Origin of the sequence: Arthrobacter sp. UYP6 (genome assembly GCF_040547315.1) — a bacterium.
In the GTDB taxonomy this organism is placed as follows: domain Bacteria; phylum Actinomycetota; class Actinomycetes; order Actinomycetales; family Micrococcaceae; genus Arthrobacter_B.
Window position 1 is genome coordinate 71,524 of sequence record NZ_JBEPPM010000009.1, and the last position, 16,002, is coordinate 87,525.

Annotated in this window: 12 protein-coding genes; 4 read left to right on the forward strand and 8 right to left on the reverse strand. The window is 64.3% G+C overall.

Going from position 1 to position 16,002, the window contains the following annotated elements; genetic code table 11:
* Positions 1-12: 12 nt before the first annotated feature.
* A complete protein-coding gene (locus tag ABIB35_RS09385) occupies positions 13-1,122 on the reverse strand; it encodes a Gfo/Idh/MocA family protein (protein ID WP_354180833.1) in 1,110 nt (369 codons plus the stop codon).
* Positions 1,119-1,856, reverse strand: a complete 738-nt coding sequence (locus ABIB35_RS09390; protein WP_354180835.1) for a sugar phosphate isomerase/epimerase family protein — start codon at positions 1,854-1,856, stop codon at positions 1,119-1,121. The genes ABIB35_RS09385 and ABIB35_RS09390 overlap by 4 nt, the downstream gene beginning before the upstream one ends.
* A gap of 187 nt (positions 1,857-2,043) precedes the next feature.
* On the opposite strand from ABIB35_RS09390, the gene ABIB35_RS09395 reads away from it, so the two are divergent.
* On the forward strand, positions 2,044-2,565 hold the full coding sequence (locus tag ABIB35_RS09395) for a hypothetical protein (protein WP_354180837.1): 522 nt from the start codon (positions 2,044-2,046) through the stop codon (positions 2,563-2,565).
* Positions 2,566-2,581: 16 nt separating this feature from the next.
* Here ABIB35_RS09395 and ABIB35_RS09400 read toward each other — a convergent pair whose 3' ends face one another.
* The 4 genes from ABIB35_RS09400 to aceA all read right to left on the reverse strand — a co-directional run bounded on the left by ABIB35_RS09400 (position 2,582) and on the right by aceA (position 8,070).
* Positions 2,582-3,949, reverse strand: coding sequence for an amino acid permease (locus ABIB35_RS09400; RefSeq protein WP_354180964.1), 1,368 nt, complete (start codon positions 3,947-3,949; stop codon positions 2,582-2,584).
* Between the two features lie 160 nt (positions 3,950-4,109).
* The gene (locus tag ABIB35_RS09405; RefSeq protein ID WP_354180966.1) at positions 4,110-4,829 is read right to left on the reverse strand and encodes a DsbA family oxidoreductase; all 720 of its coding nucleotides are present in this window, start codon (positions 4,827-4,829) and stop codon (positions 4,110-4,112) included.
* A gap of 107 nt (positions 4,830-4,936) precedes the next feature.
* Positions 4,937-6,568: a malate synthase A gene (gene aceB / locus ABIB35_RS09410; protein ID WP_354180839.1), complete on the reverse strand. Its 1,632-nt coding sequence runs from the start codon at positions 6,566-6,568 to the stop codon at positions 4,937-4,939.
* Positions 6,569-6,756: 188 nt separating this feature from the next.
* Entirely contained in the window at positions 6,757-8,070 is a 1,314-nt protein-coding gene (gene aceA, locus ABIB35_RS09415; RefSeq protein WP_354180841.1) for an isocitrate lyase, read from the reverse strand.
* 145 nt (positions 8,071-8,215) lie between these two features.
* On the opposite strand from aceA, the gene ABIB35_RS09420 reads away from it, so the two are divergent.
* Positions 8,216-9,715, forward strand: a complete 1,500-nt coding sequence (locus tag ABIB35_RS09420; protein ID WP_354180843.1) for a helix-turn-helix domain-containing protein — start codon at positions 8,216-8,218, stop codon at positions 9,713-9,715.
* 51 nt (positions 9,716-9,766) lie between these two features.
* On the opposite strand, the gene map is transcribed toward ABIB35_RS09420, so the two are convergent.
* Positions 9,767-10,549 carry a type I methionyl aminopeptidase gene (gene map, locus ABIB35_RS09425; protein ID WP_354180845.1) on the reverse strand — a complete coding sequence of 261 codons (783 nt, stop codon included), beginning with the start codon at positions 10,547-10,549 and terminating at the stop codon, positions 9,767-9,769.
* Between the two features lie 62 nt (positions 10,550-10,611).
* Here map and ABIB35_RS09430 point away from each other — a divergent pair, with 62 nt between their 5' ends.
* Both ABIB35_RS09430 and ABIB35_RS09435 read left to right on the forward strand, forming a co-directional pair.
* Positions 10,612-10,914: a helix-turn-helix domain-containing protein gene (locus tag ABIB35_RS09430; protein ID WP_354180847.1), complete on the forward strand. Its 303-nt coding sequence runs from the start codon at positions 10,612-10,614 to the stop codon at positions 10,912-10,914.
* Positions 10,915-11,012: 98 nt separating this feature from the next.
* A complete protein-coding gene (locus tag ABIB35_RS09435) occupies positions 11,013-11,906 on the forward strand; it encodes an Fpg/Nei family DNA glycosylase (protein ID WP_354180849.1) in 894 nt (297 codons plus the stop codon).
* Between the two features lie 100 nt (positions 11,907-12,006).
* Here the strand turns inward: ABIB35_RS09435 and ABIB35_RS09440 are convergent, their stop codons facing one another.
* On the reverse strand, positions 12,007-15,900 hold the full coding sequence (locus ABIB35_RS09440) for a S8 family serine peptidase (protein WP_354180851.1): 3,894 nt from the start codon (positions 15,898-15,900) through the stop codon (positions 12,007-12,009).
* Between the last annotated feature and the right edge of the window lie 102 nt (positions 15,901-16,002).

The following is a 16,002-nucleotide window of genomic DNA, read 5'->3' on the forward strand; positions in this document are numbered from 1 at the left end:
AAGGTGTCCGCGTCAGTCCAGGGTGAAGGCCGTTGGATCCCAGTCTTCGGGCAGGGCCGGAACCCGTGCCGCCGTGCTGTCCACCGAGACGAAGTTACCGGTTTCCACGGACTCGGTGATGGAAGCCATCGCGTCGAGGACGTGATAGGCAAGTTCGCCCTGCGCCCGGTGCGGGCGCCCCTCGCGCAGTGCCCGTGCCATCTCCAGCACTCCGCTGCCGCGCGAGGTGGTGGCACCCGTGGAGGGAACGGTGGTCCAGTCATCGGCGCCGGTCGCGCAAATCATGACATCGCCGTCGAACGTGTTGGGGTCCGGGAACGCAATGGTGGCCTCGGTTCCGGTGATTTCCACCAGGCCGGGACGTTTGTAGGGCGAATCGAAGCTGAAAATGCTCTGCGAGGACTCTCCGCTCTCGAACTGGGCGATGGCGCTGATGTGGGTGGGAACGGTGACGGCGAACGTCTCCCCGGCGCGCGGGCCCGAGCCGATGGTGCGCAGTTCCCGGGAACGCGAGCCGAAGGCGCCCACCTTCTGGATGGAACCAAAGGTCTGGACCAGGGTGGTGAGGTAGTACGGGCCAATGTCGAACAGCGGCCCGGCACCTTCCTGGAACAGGAAGGCAGGATTGGGATGCCAGGACTCCGGGCCCGGCGACTGCATCAGCGTGAGGGCCGTGAGCGGGGTGCCGATGTCTCCGTTCTCGATCATCCGCCGTGCGGTCTGAAGGCCGGCGCCCAGGAACGTGTCAGGTGCACAGCCCAGGCGCATTCCGGCGGCGTCTGCCGCTTTGAGCAGTCCCAGCCCGGACTCGCGGTCCAGCGAGAACGGCTTTTCGCTCCAAACGTGTTTGCCCGCTGTCACGGCCGCGGTGGCAACCTCAACATGGGCGAACGGAACGGTGAGATTCACGATGATTTCGACGTCGGGATGGTTCAGGGCGGCTTCAACGCCGCCGGATTCCTCGATGCCGAATTCCTGTGCCCGTTTCGCGGCGACCTCCTCGTAGAGGTCCGCCACGATGTGCACTTTAACGTCGGGAAACGACGTGAGGTTGGTGAGGTATTCCTTGCTGATAACGCCTGCCCCGATGATTCCGACGCCGACCGGTCCGCGCTTGGTCATGATGTCCTTCCTGCACTGAGGTACTCGAAGCTTGCTGCGACCGCATCCATCATGTTCCCGTTGTGGTCATCCAGTTCCACCACGCCGGTTTCCAGGGCGCCTGCGGCGCCGATGATGTCCCAGACCGGCATGCTGCCGCTGCCCACTGCCACCTGATCGGCGGGGTTGGAGGTTGCGGGTCCGTCCTTGATGTGGATGAAACGCACCCGGTCGCCCAGGCGTTTCAACAGCGCCACCGGATCCTGGCCGCCCACGGCTGCCCAGTAGGTGTCCACTTCCAGTACCACCTCGGGATTCAGATGGGCGGCCAGCACCTCCAGTCCGGTGCGGCCGTCCTCGAGGGTCTGCAGCTCCCACCAGTGGTTGTGATAACCCACGCGCACCCCACGGGCCGCGCCCTTTTCCGCGGCTGCGTTGAGGGCAGCAGCCGTGGCCGCAATATCCTCCTGCGTGGTCCACTGCTCCGCCGGAACATGCGGATCAATCACCGTGCCGATGCCAAGGATTATCGCCGCGTCGAAGATGGCGTCCTGGTCGCTGCGCAGCAGGGGTGCGTGGCCCGACGGTGCGCCCAGGTTGTTCTCCCGCAGGGCTTCGGAAAGCTCCTCCGGGTTGGCATGGAAGTTATAGGGCTCCACCGCGCGGAAGCCGATGGCGGCCAGTTGCTTGAGCGTGCCCGGAAGGTCGGCCTCAAGCTCCCGGCGGACGGTGTACAGCTGAAGGGAGAATGTCACGGCTCTGCTCCTCGTTGAGTGCGGTGTGATGCGCCCTGTGACCCACGGCACTCTCAATCTAAGGAGACTTATGACGACAGTCAAGCAAAAGGTGCCAGTTAGGCACACATGTACGCGGCGGATACCTGCGGACCAAGCATCCGGGACACCACTGGACGCTGGCACCTGCAGAGCGAATACTCAGAGCATGACAGCGGCAGGGCCTGCGGCGCCGGACGGAAAAGTGCGGGAGTCGGCCGGCCGTATCCGGGGCCGACGGCGGGGCCGACAGCGGAGCCCAGATGTCTGGGGTACTGATGTCCGCAGCCCCGAGGGTCAGCGCAGGAAAGAAGAGCGTGCCCTGCTGGGGTTGGAGTTCGGCACGGCTGCGGCGGCCCTGAGCGGCGGCATCCTTCTGGCCATTCATCCGGACGGCGCCTTCCTGCACGCCGATCCGTCGGTGCTGCACCGCACCCCGTTTACCGACTGGCGGGTTCCCGGAGTGCTCCTTGCCGCCGGTTGCGGAGGCGGGTATCTCCTCGCAGGACTGCTGCAGCTGCGCCGTCACCGGTCTGCACGCATGGTCTCCATCGCTGCCGGAACGGCGCTGATCGCACTGGAAGCATGGGAAGTGGCGTTCGTTGAATTCCAGCCGCTGGAAGCCATGTTCGCCGGGGTGGGAGCCGCCGTCGTCGTACTGGCGCTGCGCGTGCCTGCTGCAGCTCAATAGTTGCCGGGCAGCGAAATTAGCTGTCGATGCCCGCTGCCGCGCGGCTGTCGACGGTTTCGTCAACCAGCTCGGCGCGCACGCGTCCGTCTCCGCGCACCCACAGCCGGTAGGCCACGAACAGCAGGACAATCCAGACCGCGCCCACCACCAGCGCCACCCGGGTGCCCGGCATAACGCCCAGCAGCACAACAATAAACGCCATGAATGCAAGCGCAGCATAGGAGGCGAAGGGCCAGAACGGGGTGCCGAATTCGGAAGCCGGCAGGCCAAGGCGCTTGATCTCACGCTTCATGGCAATGTGCGAGAGCAGGATCATCAGCCATACCCACACGGTGGCGAAGGTGGCGATCGAGGCAATGATCGTAAATAGTGATTCGGGCAGCAGTGCGTTGAGCACCACTCCTGCCAGCAGCACCACGCCCATGGTTGCCACAGTCATCCACGGCACGCCGTGCCGGGAAACTTTCGCGAACGACGACGGCGCCTGGCCCTGCTGCGCCAGTCCGTAGAGCATGCGCCCGGCACCAAAAATGTCGGAGTTGATGGCGGAGAGGGCTGCGGTGATGACCACGGCATTCAGGATGTGCGCGGCGGCGGGGATGCCCAGGGAATCGAAGATCTGCACAAACGGGCTGGTTTCGCCGTTGATGTCCTGCCAGGGGAAGATCATCATCAGCACGCCCAGGGCGCAGACGTAGAAGAGCAGGATGCGCACCGGGACGGTGTTGACCGCGGCCGGAATGGCTTTCTTGGGGTTCTCGGCCTCACCCGCGGTGATGCCCACTGTTTCGATGCCGCCGAACGCGAACATGACAATGGAGAAGGACGCCAGCAGGCCCCAGAAGCCGTTCGCGAAGAAGCCGCCCGAGCCCAGCATGGTGTCCAGGCCGGGGTTGGCTGCCTCCGGCAGGCCGAAGCCGAACACGACGATCGCCGCGCCGCCCACAATCATGGCAATAATGGCGGCCACCTTGATGATGGATAGCCAGAACTCCGTCTCTCCGAAGACCTTGACCCGCATCAGGTTCAGGGCCGAGATCAGCAGGACGGCGGCCAGGATCCAGATCCAGCGGGGAACATCCGCAAACCAGAACCCCATGTAAATACCCAGGGCCGTGACGTCCGCAATGGCCACGATGGCCATCTCAAAGGCGAACGTCCAGCCCGTGATGAAGCCGGCAAACGGGCCGAGGTAACGGCTGGCGTACTGTCCAAACGAGCCGGAGACCGGATGCCGCACCGCCATTTCGCCAAGTGCCCGCATGACCAGAAACACAGCCGCGCCGCCGATCATGTAGGCCAGCAGCACTGCCGGGCCGGCTGACTGGATGGCCGACGCTGACCCGTAGAACAGGCCGGTGCCAATGGCCGAGCCGAGCGCCATGAAGCGGATGTGCCTGATATTCAGGCCGCGGGCCAACGCCTGGGTAAAGGAGGACTTCAAAGAGAACGCACCTTGGAGATTGGAGAGGTAGGCCGAATAGTCGGCCTATCCATATTACGCCGGTGAAGGGTACGACACCGGACGCCCTCCTGCACCGCCCCTAGCAGCCGTCCGGTCCGCAGGCGGGACCGTCCGCCGATCCTGAGGCCGCCACCGGGGTGAGGTTCACCAGCGGGTGCGCTTCCTGCCAGGCCTGTTCCAGGGCAGAGCTGAAGAGCTCAACCGGCTGCGCACCGGAGATTCCGTACTTGCGGTCAAGGACAAAGAACGGAACGCCGCTGACGCCCAGGGACCGGGCTTCGGCAATATCCGCGTTCACGGTGTCCGTGAATTCGTTCGTGGCCAGCATGGAGCGCACCCGTTCCGGCTCCAGACCTGCCGCGGCACCAATCTCCGCAAGGGTTTCCGCGGCACCGATATCCTGCCCCTTCTCGAAGTGGGCTGACAGCAGCGACTCCTTGACGGCGTCGGCCGCTTTGGTGCCGCCCTCGGCCCGGGCCAGATGGATCAGCCGGTGGGCGGAGAAGCTGTTGGCGACCACCAGAGAGTCAAAATCGTAGGACAGGCCCTCGCCGGCGGCCTGGGCTGTGACCTGCTCCAGCATGCCGGCGAGCTGGGCGGGGTCGATGCCCTTGCGTTCGCTGAGGTACTGGACCTCGGTTCCGTCAAAATGCTCGGGCAGGGACGGATCGAGCTGGTAGCTGCGCCAGTGCACCTGGACCTCGTCCCGGTGCGGGAAAGCGGCCAGCGCGGCTTCGAAGCGGCGCTTGCCGATGTAGCACCAGGGGCAGGCAATGTCGGACCAAATATCAATCTTCATATCTGCTGCAACGCGGAAAGGACCGGGAGTCATTCCCGCACTGTCTTCACACAGTGCGGAAGGGCTCCCGGTCCTCTCCGGGCTCTGCAGACTCTGCGGACCCGGGGCTAGGCCGCTGCCAGTTCCTTGGCTTCGTGCAGGAACCGGGCGTACGCCGGAACGGTCAGGAACGTGGGGAACTGTTCGCCGCACGCCACCTCTTCAAACAGCTCACGGGCGTCCTCAAACCGGTCGCCGTCAAAGCGCTGCAGGTTGGTGAACTCCTCGTCCAGCAGTTCCTCCACCCAGCGGTGCGTGATGATCTCGCCGTCGTCGGTCACGGCGGAGGCGTGGATCCACTGCCAGATCTGTGAGCGGGAGATCTCCGCGGTGGCCGCATCCTCCATCAGGTTGTTGATGGCAGCTGCACCGTTGCCGCGCAGCCAGGACTCGATGTAGCGGATGCCCACCTCAATGTTGCTGCGGATTCCGGCCTCGGTGATCATGCCGGGGGTGGAGGCGATGTCCAGCAGTGCCTTGTCGTTGGGCACCACGTCCTCGCGGGTCCGCTCCAGCTGGTTCGGGCGCTCGCCGAGCACGCCGTCGAACACCTCCATGGCCACCGGAACCAGGTCCGGGTGCGCCACCCAGGAACCGTCAAAGCCGTCGCCGGCTTCGCGGGTCTTGTCGGCACGCACTTTCTCCATGGCGACGTCGTTGGCCGCTGCGTCCTTGCGGTTCGGAATGAAGGCAGCCATGCCGCCAATGGCGTGCGCGCCCCGGCGGTGGCAGGCGCGCACCAGCTGCTCGGTGTAGGCGCGCATGAACGGTGCCGTCATGGTCACCAGGTTACGGTCCGGCAACACAAACCGGGGGCCGCGGGTGCGGAAGTTCTTGATCACGGAGAAGATGTAGTCCCAGCGGCCGGCGTTCAGGCCTGCGGCGTGGTCCCGCAGTTCGTAGAGGATTTCTTCCATCTCGAAGGCGGCGGTGATGGTTTCGATCAGCACCGTGGCACGGATGGTGCCCTGCGGGATACCGAGCAGGTCCTGCGCCAGGACAAAGATGTCATTCCAGAGCCGGGCTTCAAGGTGGTTTTCGATCTTCGGCAGGTAGAAGTAGGGGCCGCGGCCCTGCGAGGTCAGCCGCTGGGCGTTGTGGAAGAAGTACAGGCCAAAGTCCACAATGCCGCCGGCGATGGGGGTGTTATCGATCAGCATGTGCTTCTCCGGCAGGTGCCAGCCGCGGGGGCGGACCACGATTGTCGGCAGATCGGTCAGTGTTTCGCCCTGCACCTTGTACTCCTTGCCCTCCGGGGAGGTGAAGTCGATGCGGCGGTCCAGCACATCGCGCAGGTTCAGCTGACCGTTGATCACGTTGGACCACGACGGCGTGGAGGAGTCCTCCATATCGGCCAGCCACACCTTGGCGCCGGAATTCAGGGCGTTGATGGTCATCTTGCGGTCCACCGGTCCGGTGATTTCCACCCGGCGGTCCTCCAGCCCGGGGGCCGTGGGGGCCACCTGCCAGGAGGTGTCTTCGCGGATGTTCCGGGTCGCTGCGAGGAATGAAGGGTCCGCGCCGTTGGAGATCTGCTGGCGGCGGGCCTGGCGCTGCTGGAGGAGTTCCTGCCGGCGGCTGGCCGTGGCCCGGTGCAACGCCTTGACGAAGTCCAACGCCTGCGGGGTGAGGATTTCCTCCTGCCGCCGCACCGAGGGAGCGGTGAGGGAAATGCCGTTCAGGGTAATCGGGTCATTCATGGCGTTCTCCTTGGGGATGTTTCACAAGACGGGGTTTCCCTCCGCCGAGATGGCAGACGATGTCCTTCTGAGGGCTGAAAGGAGCATCTTCTGCCATCTCGGCGGAGGGCGGGGGAGGGGGAAGAGGGGAGGGGGGAGAGGGTTGGGAGGGGAGGGGAGGGGAGGGGAGGGGAGCAGCAGGGTGGGGTTTAGTGGAACTGGGCTGACTCGGTGGAGCCGGCCAGAGCCAGGGTGCTGCCGTTGGGGTTCAATGCCGTGGCGATGGCGTCGAAGTAGCCGGTGCCCACCTCACGCTGGTGCTTGGTGGCGGTGTAGCCGCGGGACTCGGATGCGAATTCCTTCTCCTGCAGTTCCACATACGCGCTCATGCCGTTGCGGGCGTAGCCGTGGGCAAGATCGAACATGGAGTAGTTCAAGGCATGGAAGCCGGCCAGGGTGATGAACTGGAACTTGAAGCCCATGGCGCCGAGCTCGCGCTGGAACTTGGCGATGGTGTCATCGTCCAGGTGCTTCTTCCAGTTGAACGACGGCGAGCAGTTATAGGCCAGCATCTGGTCGGGGAACTCGGAGCGGACGGCCTCGGAGAACTTGCGGGCCAGCTGCAGGTCCGGGGTGCCGGTCTCCATCCAGATCAGGTCCGAGTACGGCGCGTAGGCCTTGGCCCGGGCGATGCAGGGTTCAATGCCGTTGCGGACCTTGTAGAATCCTTCCGCGGTGCGGACGGGCTGTCCGTCTTCACGGAGGATGAATTCGGAGTCACGCTCGTCGACGTCGGACGTGATCAGTGTGGCTGCTTCAGCATCAGTGCGGGCAATGACGACGGTGGGCGTGCCGGCGACGTCGGCTGCGAGCCGGGCGGCGTTCAGGGTGCGGACATGCTGTGCGGTGGGGATGAGCACCTTGCCACCCAGATGGCCGCACTTTTTCTCCGACGCGAGCTGGTCTTCCCAGTGAACACCGGCGGCGCCGGCCTGGATCATGGACTTCATCAGTTCATACGCGTTCAGCGGACCGCCGAAGCCCGCTTCGGCGTCGGCCACGATCGGCACCAGGTAGTCCTCGACGGTGGAAACTCCTTCGGCGAACTCGATCTGGTCTGCCCGCAGCAGGGCGTTGTTGATGCGCCGGACAACGGTGGGAACCGAGTTGGCCGGGTACAGCGACTGGTCCGGGTAGGTTTGGCCGGCGTTGTTGGCGTCAGCGGCAACCTGCCAGCCGGAGAGGTAGATGGCTTTCAACCCGGCCTTGACCTGCTGCACGGCCTGGTTGCCGGTGAGGGCGCCCAGCGCATTCGTGTAGCCGTCGTCGCCGGCGTTGCGTACCTGGTCCCAGAGCTTCTCAGCGCCGCGGCGGGCCAGCGTGTGCTCTTCGGAGACTCTGCCCCGCAGCTTCACGACGTCGTCGGCCGTGTAATCGCGCTTAAGCCCGTCCCAGCGGGGGTCGGTAGCCCATTCGGAGCTGAGCTGCTCGGCGGTGGGTGCGGTGTTCTGTTCCTGGGTCATGACCTACGTCTCCTTGAAAGTTGCTGCATCTCCGGCCGCGTTAACCGGTGAATTCCTGCTGTGCAACTAACACTCCGGCAATAACAACCCCCTTTCTAGGGGTTTTCTCTGGCAAGAAACGCACTTCTTGCCATAATCTGAATTTGTGACCGACACAACATGGAACCGGCCCGCTCCGGCGCCCCGCAAGTCCGCTCCAGGCTCCGAAACGGAGCGCACTGTTGACGTCATCAGCCTGGGCCGGCGGATCCGGCACCTGCGCAAGGCCAAGGGAATGACGCTCGATGAGCTGGGCGCCGCCGTCGGCACCGTGGCCTCGCAGCTCTCTCTGATCGAGAACGGTAAGCGCGAGCCCAAACTGGGCATGATGCAGACCCTGGCCGCAGCCCTGGATGTCAGTATTGACCAGCTGCTGGGGTCGGAACCGCCCAGCCGGCGGGCGGCTCTGGAAATTGAACTGGAACGGGCGCAGCGCGGGCCTCTCTACGCATCCCTGGGCCTGCCGAAGGTGCGGATCAGCGCCCGGACACCCATCGACGTGCTCGAGTCGCTGGTGGGACTTCAGTCGGAACTGGAGCGGCGCCTCAATGAGCAGGTGGCAACCCCGGAGGAGGCCCGCCGGGCCAACGGTGAACTGCGGAAGATGATGCGCGAGCGCAATAACTACTTCCCTGAATATGAGGAGGCCGCGCAGCAGGTGCTGGACTCTGTGGGACATACCACCGGACCACTGTCCCAGCACGTCATCGCTGACATTGCGGCACATCTTGGTTTCGCGCTGCACCATGTGTCAGACCTCCCTCACTCCACCCGCTCGGTGACAGACCTGAAGAACCGGCGGATTTACCTCACCCAGTCCCAGCGTTCGGACCACGATCCGCGCTCGGTGCTGCTGCAGGCCCTGGGCCATTACGTGCTTGAACACCAGACGCCGCGCAGCTACGGGGAGTTCCTGAGCCAGCGCGTGGCAACCAACTACTTTGCTGCGGCGCTGCTGCTGCCGCAGCACGCCACCGTGGACTTCCTGCAGCGGGCCAAGGCAGCCAAGGAGATCGCTGTGGAGGACATCCGCGACGCCTTTGCCGTGTCCTATGAAACGGCGGCGCACCGGTTCACCAATCTGGCCACCGAGCATCTGGGCATCCCCACCCATTTCCAGAAGGTGCACGAATCCGGCATTGTCTACAAAGCCTATGAGAACGACGGCGTGACCTTCCCCGCCGATCACACCGGCGCCATTGAGGGCCAGCCGATCTGCCGGTTCTGGACCTCGCGGGAAGTTTTTGCGGTGCCGGACAAGTTCAGTGCCTTCAACCAGTACACGGATACCCCGGCAGGAACCTACTGGTGCACCGCCCGCACCGAACGCAGCTCCGGCGGGTTGTTTTCGCTGAGCATCGGCCTTCCTTACGCACATGTGAAGTGGTTCCGCGGCCGCGAAACCACCGCGCGGTCCAAATCCCGCTGCCCGGATCCGGACTGCTGCCGTACCCCTCCGGGGGAGCTTGCCTCGGAGTGGTCCGGATTCGCCTGGCCCAGCGCCCGGGCGCATTCACATTTGCTGGCGGCGCTGCCGCCGGGCGCTTTTCCTGGCGTGGATGAGACCGAGGTGTACTCGTTCCTGCAGACGCACGCCGGGGATTGAGGGTGCGGGCCGGGGTACGGCTCCGGCCGAGCCAAAGGAACGCGGGGCGTCCTACGGAGCGGGCTGCGAGGGCAGGGTGAGGATTTCGGCTCCGTCCTCGGTGATGGCAATCGTGTGTTCGCTGTGCGCGCTCCGCCCGCCGGTCGCGCTGCGAAGGGTCCACCCGTCGTCGTCCGTGACGAGTTGATCGGTGTCGGCCATGACCCACGGCTCCAGCGCCAAGAGTAACCCGGGACACAGTTTGTAGCCGCGCCCGGGACGGCCGGTGTTGGGAACATGCGGATCCTGATGCATGGTCGAGCCAATGCCATGGCCGCCAAACTCGGTATTAACCGGGTAGCCCGCCTCGCTGAGGACCGTCCCGATGGCAGCGGAGAGGTCACCGATGCGGGCGCCGGGCCGGGCAGCGGCTATGCCGGCGGCCAGGGCACGCTCCGTAGCGCGGATCATCGCGGCGCTCTGTGGCGGCTTGGACTCTCCCACAATGAAGCTGATGGCGGAGTCGGCGGCGATCCCGCCTTTCAGGATGGCGAGGTCCAGGCTCAGCAGGTCGCCGTCGGCCAGCGTGTAGTTGTGCGGCAGTCCGTGGAGGACGGCGTCGTTGACTGAGGTGCAGATGTAATGCCCAAACGGCCCGCGGCCAAAAGAGGGTTCATAGTCGACATAGCAGGACTGCGCTCCGGCTTCGGTGATCATGGCGGCCGCCCAACGATCGATGTCCAGAAGGTTGGTGCCGACCGCGGCGCGGCTTTTCAGGGACTGAAGGATGTCTGCGACCAGGGCGCCCGTCTCTCGTGCTTTTGCAACTTCGGCGGGGTTCAGGATTTCGATCATGCGATACCTTTCGACGTGTCCAATAACTATACCGGCCATATTATCCCGGTAGGATAGTGGTCATGGTCAGGTTGCCGCTTACACCCTCAGAAGTCGAGCGCGGACAGCGTCTCGGCGCCCTGCTGCGCCGGGCCAGGGGAGAGCGCACCATGCTGGACATTGCGCTTGAGGCACGCGTCTCGCCGGAGACCCTTCGGAAGATTGAGTCCGGCCGCGTGGCGACCCCCGCCTTCCCCACTATCGCCGCCATCGCCGGCGTCCTAGGGCTCTCCCTGGATGCGGTGTGGAACGAGATTGACCGGCCCCAACCAGAAGCAGCCCGCAGCGGATCAGGCCGCAGCAAGGATGAGCGGCTCGCCTCCTGAGCCCCGCCGCTGCAGCCCTGAGCCCCGGCGCGGCAGCCGGCGCTGCAGCCGGCCCGGGCCCTGTTTTGGCGCCAGTCCTGACCGTCTAGGGTGTAGGCATGCCTGAGATGCCCGAAGTGCAGGGACTTGTCGATTTCCTGCGAGCAAAGCTGGTTCCCCGGGACGCTCCGTCGGCTGTGGTTGCCGACGTTGAGGTCCTCTCCTTCGCTGTCCTGAAGACGGCCGCGGTGCCGCTGTCAACCCTCATAGGCCAGTCCGTTTCGGCAGTGGAGCGGCGCGGCAAGTTCCTGGTCATTACAGCCGGCGGCGTGCATCTGGTGATGCACCTGGCCCGGGCCGGGTGGCTGCGCTGGTCCGATGCGCTGAAGCCGGGGCGGCTTAGGCCGGGCAAGGGGCGGATGGCCCTCCGCATGCGGTTTGCCGCCGGCGCGGACGACGACGGCGGGGCTGAGCCGGGTTTTGACCTCACCGAAGCGGGAACCAGGAAGTCTCTCGCCGTTTACGTTGTTCGGGACCTGCAGGATGTCCCCGGAATCGCACGGTTGGGTCCTGAAGTGTTCGACGTCGATTATGCGGCTTTTGCGGCGCTGGTCTCCTCGCACCGGGGGCAAATCAAGGGGCTGCTGCGGGACCAGTCAGTGATCGCAGGAATTGGAAACGCCTACAGTGACGAGATCCTGCACGCAGCGCATCTGTCCCCGTTCGCGAACGCTGCCAAGCTCAAACCGGAAGAAGTGCAGCGGCTGTATGAGGCAGTCCACGCCACGCTTGAGTCCGCCATCGCCAACGCCTCGGGACGGCCGGCGGCCGAGCTGAAGGACTCCAAGCGCCGGGCGTTGCGGGTGCACGCCCGCACCGGTGAGCCCTGTCCGGTCTGCGGCGACACGGTCCGGGAAGTCTCCTTTGCGGACTCCTCGCTCCAGTACTGTCCCACCTGCCAGACCGGTGGAAAGCTGCTCGCCGACCGGAGGATGTCCAAGCTGCTGAAGTGAGCCGTGTGAACCGCTCAAAACAGCAGGCCCCGGAGTGATCCGGGGCCTGCTGCGTGTATCAGTTGTTCGATCGGTTGCTTACACCGTGGTTCCTGCGGAACTAGAGGGTGTTGCAGCCGCCGTTTTCAATGGTGTACGTGTCCAGGCGGTGGATAAATGCTGCCATGGCTTCACGCGAGACATCCTCCAGCGGGCGGAACGTGCTGTCCGGCCAGCCGGTGGAAACACCGGAGTCCTTCATCCACGATATTTCCTTGTGGAACTGATTGTTGGTGGCAACGTCAGTGAAGGAAGCCGTACCCGGGGCTTCGTAGCCCTGGGCGCCGTCGACGGAGCACTGCTCACCGGCGAACCGGTTCATGAAAGCAGCCATTGCATCGCGCTTGACCGGAGCCAGCGGGCGGAAGGATCCGTCCGGCCAGCCTGTGGAGATTCCTGATTCTGCAAGCCAGGAAATCTCCTTGTAGAACTGGTTATCAGTCGCAACGTCGGTGAACGGGGAGACGTCCGGTGCGTCGTACGCCGGGGAACCGGCCAGACGGTACAGGAACGCCGCCATGGCGTCGCGGTTGATGGAGCCCAGCGGGCGGTAGGTGCCGTCGGCGTAACCGGTGGTCAGGTCCTGGTCAGCCATCCAGTTGATGTCCGACTCGAACTTGGCACCCTTGGCATCCGCAAACCGCAGCGGTCCGAGTTCAATCTTGGCAACCTGGTCCTTGACGCCTTCGGCGTTGTGGTGGTGCAGGAACAGGGCCTTGCCGCTTGTGGTCTCAGTCTGGCGGTTGACCGCCAGCAGAGCGCCGTCTTCGTCCATGAAGACGTTGGCGCCCTCGGAGCCGGCAGCTCCCTGGAACCACATGGCCGGTTCGGTGACGTTGAAGCCAATCCAATCAGTGGCATCAACCGGAACCTGTGCGCCGGTCGCATCAACGCTGAGTGCGTTGTACGTGGAGACGCGGTACTGGATCGGCGTTGACGTGGTCAGATCCAGGCCCAGGGCTGCGGTCGGGATCGGCAGGGTCAGCACATTGGTGTCGAAGTTGTTGGTATCCACATCTCCGAGGGTTCCGTTGACCGGGAGGACGCCCAACGGTTTGCCCATCTCTCCGTTGACAATTGGAGAGATGGAGTACACTGCCTGGTCCAGGCCTTCGGCCGAGGTGGTGGCCACCAGGAAGTCGGCTGCGCCGTCGTTGTTGGTGTCGAGTTCAACAGCAATCTGGCTGTTGCTGTTCAGCGTGGCCCAGTTCTCCCAGGTGCTCAGTCCGATGTTCAGGACCGACTCAGCCATGTCGCCCTTGGCGGCAGCAAGTGCCGGAACGTTGGAGGAGGCTCCTACCGTGCGCAGATCGAGCGAGTACAGGGATTCCAGGGCCAGGTTGCTCCGTCGTCCGCTTTCTTCGCCCAGCACCAGCGGGGTTACCAGCGACACGTAGGCTTCGCTGCCTTCACCCTGGTTCAGATCCCGGCCGCTGAAGGCTGTTGCCGTGCTCAGCGCGGCATCATCAGCAAACGTGATCTTGGAGCTGGCCTTCATGTTCGAGGTCGGCTTCGGAGCGGAGTAGACCGGGACCCGAAGGGTTCCGGTGGTGTCGCTCGTCAGCTGCAGCCGGCCCGAAGCTTCCGCCAGGTACTGGCGGACGTTGCCCGCCTGCACCTTGTCGGCAGCGGGGTCCATCGTCTTGGCCAGCGCCGCGGGATCCGCGATGCTCAACGTGACGGGAACCGTTGCCTTGCCGTTGGCGGGAACGTTGATCGGTCCCGCTTCGGTGGTGACAGTGACGCCGGGAACCGTGGTTGCGGCCAGGTACTCGGCCGAGAAGGTCTGCGGAGCGTCGGATTTGTTTTCGACTGTGACGGAACGGGAAATCTCAATCGGCTTGGAGCCGAGCTCCAGGACACCAAAGTTCACCGAGGTGAGCCGGGGGTTCACGGAGTCGTAGGCCAGGACCTTTGTGGAGAGGGCATCCAGCGCGTCCACGCGGCCCGAGCCGACGCGGTTGGGGCCGTAAACGACACCGTCAGCGGTCAGCAGGTCATGTGTGGCGGTGTTCATGATGATCGACTTGACCTCGTACGGGTTGTAGTCGGTCGCGGCGATGACCAGAGCGGCGATGCCGGCAACGTTCGGTGCCGCCATGGACGTTCCGCTCTTGATGGAGGCTCCGCTTCCGGTGCCCACCTGTGCGGACTTGATCTGCGTACCCGGCGCGGCAACGTCGGGCTTGACGACGCCGTTGGAGCCGTGGACGCCACGCGAGGAGCTGGCGTTGAGGGTATCCAGGGCACCGGATTCACCGATGACACTGCCCACCAGTTCGGGAGCGAGCTGGATCTGGAGCGTTCCGGCTGCGGCTGCGGCACGGTACTCCTCGGAGGAATCAGCAGTGAACTGGAATCCGGGAATGTCCGCATTGCCGCCAATACCGGCGTCGAACGCGTTGAGCGTGGAGTCAATAACGACCCCGGCGTAGCCCGCCTTCGTGGCGTTGTTCCAGCGGACCACGGAGCCGCACTCGCGGGTGGCGGCATCCTCGTCCCAGGACAGCCAGACCCACTTCCCGGCGTTGTCGCCGGCCTCGAAAGGCGCACAGCCGTCGGAGTTGTCTCCGGCCGGCCCCAGCACAACAGTTCCGGTCAGGGCTTCCGGGGAGGCGGCGGCGTAGTTGAAGTTGGCCGTGTACTGGCCCTTGGCAGTTCCCTCGGTGGGGGCAACAATCTTGGCCGCATCGAGGGCGATCTGGGAACCAACGCTGTTGGCTACGGTCAGCGCCGTCTCCGCGCTGCCCGGGGAACCGCCGATGTCGTAGATGTCGCCGGAGTTACCCGACGAAACCACTGACAGGATGCCCATGGCGGTGAGGCTGTTGACGATGTCATTTTCAGGGTCGTCATAGGCCGGGAAGGTGGAGCCCAGGGACATGTTGACTACCTGGGCGCGGTCGCTGAAGTCGCCGTCCTTGTTGGGATCCAGGACATAATCCAGGGCCTGTCCCACAACTTCGGAGGATCCTTCACAGCCAAAGACCCGAACGCTGACAAGCTTGGCGTCGGGAGCGGAGCCCGGACCGATACCCATCTTGTTGACGGTCTCGGCGGTGAGTGAGGAGTAGTCGCCGCCGAACGTTGTTCCGTCAGCATTCGTGCCATATCCCGCTGCTGTACCGGCAACGTGGGAGCCGTGGCTCTGGCAGTCCAGCGGATTGGAGTCCGGCTTGGGAATGGGGTTGTAGGTTGCCGGATCCGAAGGATCGGCGTTGTAATCGTCACCCACCAGGTCCCAGCCGCCGGCAAACTTTGCCGGATCGTAAAGACCCGAGTTCGCGGCCGGCATTTCAGCCGATGCCTGGGCCGTCTTGAACGCTTCCTGGGTTCCAGGGCCGCCAAAGTCAGCATGGGTGTAATCCAAGCCGGTGTCCAGGACCGCGATGGTCACACCCTCGCCGGTCTGGTCCCGCTGCTGCCAGGAATCCAGGGCGCGGACGTCAATATCTCCGCCTGCGTTGGAAACGGTTTTGGGGATGATGCCGGTGATCTTGGCAACGTCGCCGCGTTCGGCTAGAGCAAGGATGGCCGCGGCATCGCCGTTGATGGCCACGCCCGGAATGGTGTTAGTGGTGGTGTAGATAATCCTGGACGAAGCCTGCGTGGCAACTTCCTCCGCCTGAGTTTCAATGGAGGACCGGATCTGCTGGACCTCGGCAGACTTATTAAGCGGTGCTGCAAGCCCGTCACGAACTTCCTGCGGCTGTGTCTGTTCAAAGGCGCCTTTGCCGGTGAACTGGACAAATACCGAGACCTGTCCCTGCTTGTTCTTCAAGTCGGCGGAGACTTTCAGGTCCGGCGTCACCCGGGCGAGGCCCTTAGCCGTCGGTTCCCCCTGTGTGTTCCCCTCTACGGCCGCAGCCGGGGTCCACATGCTGGAGACCAAGGCCAGGCCGGCAAATGTTGCCAGCGCAGCCTTTCCTGATCTCCGATGGATTGGATTCTTCATACTTCTCCTTATTAAAAGAGGCTGCCGGAACCTGGGGCCGGAACCTTTTGGTTTCGAATCCCACCAACCGAGACCGGGCAATGAGGTAGTGACTTAATAACA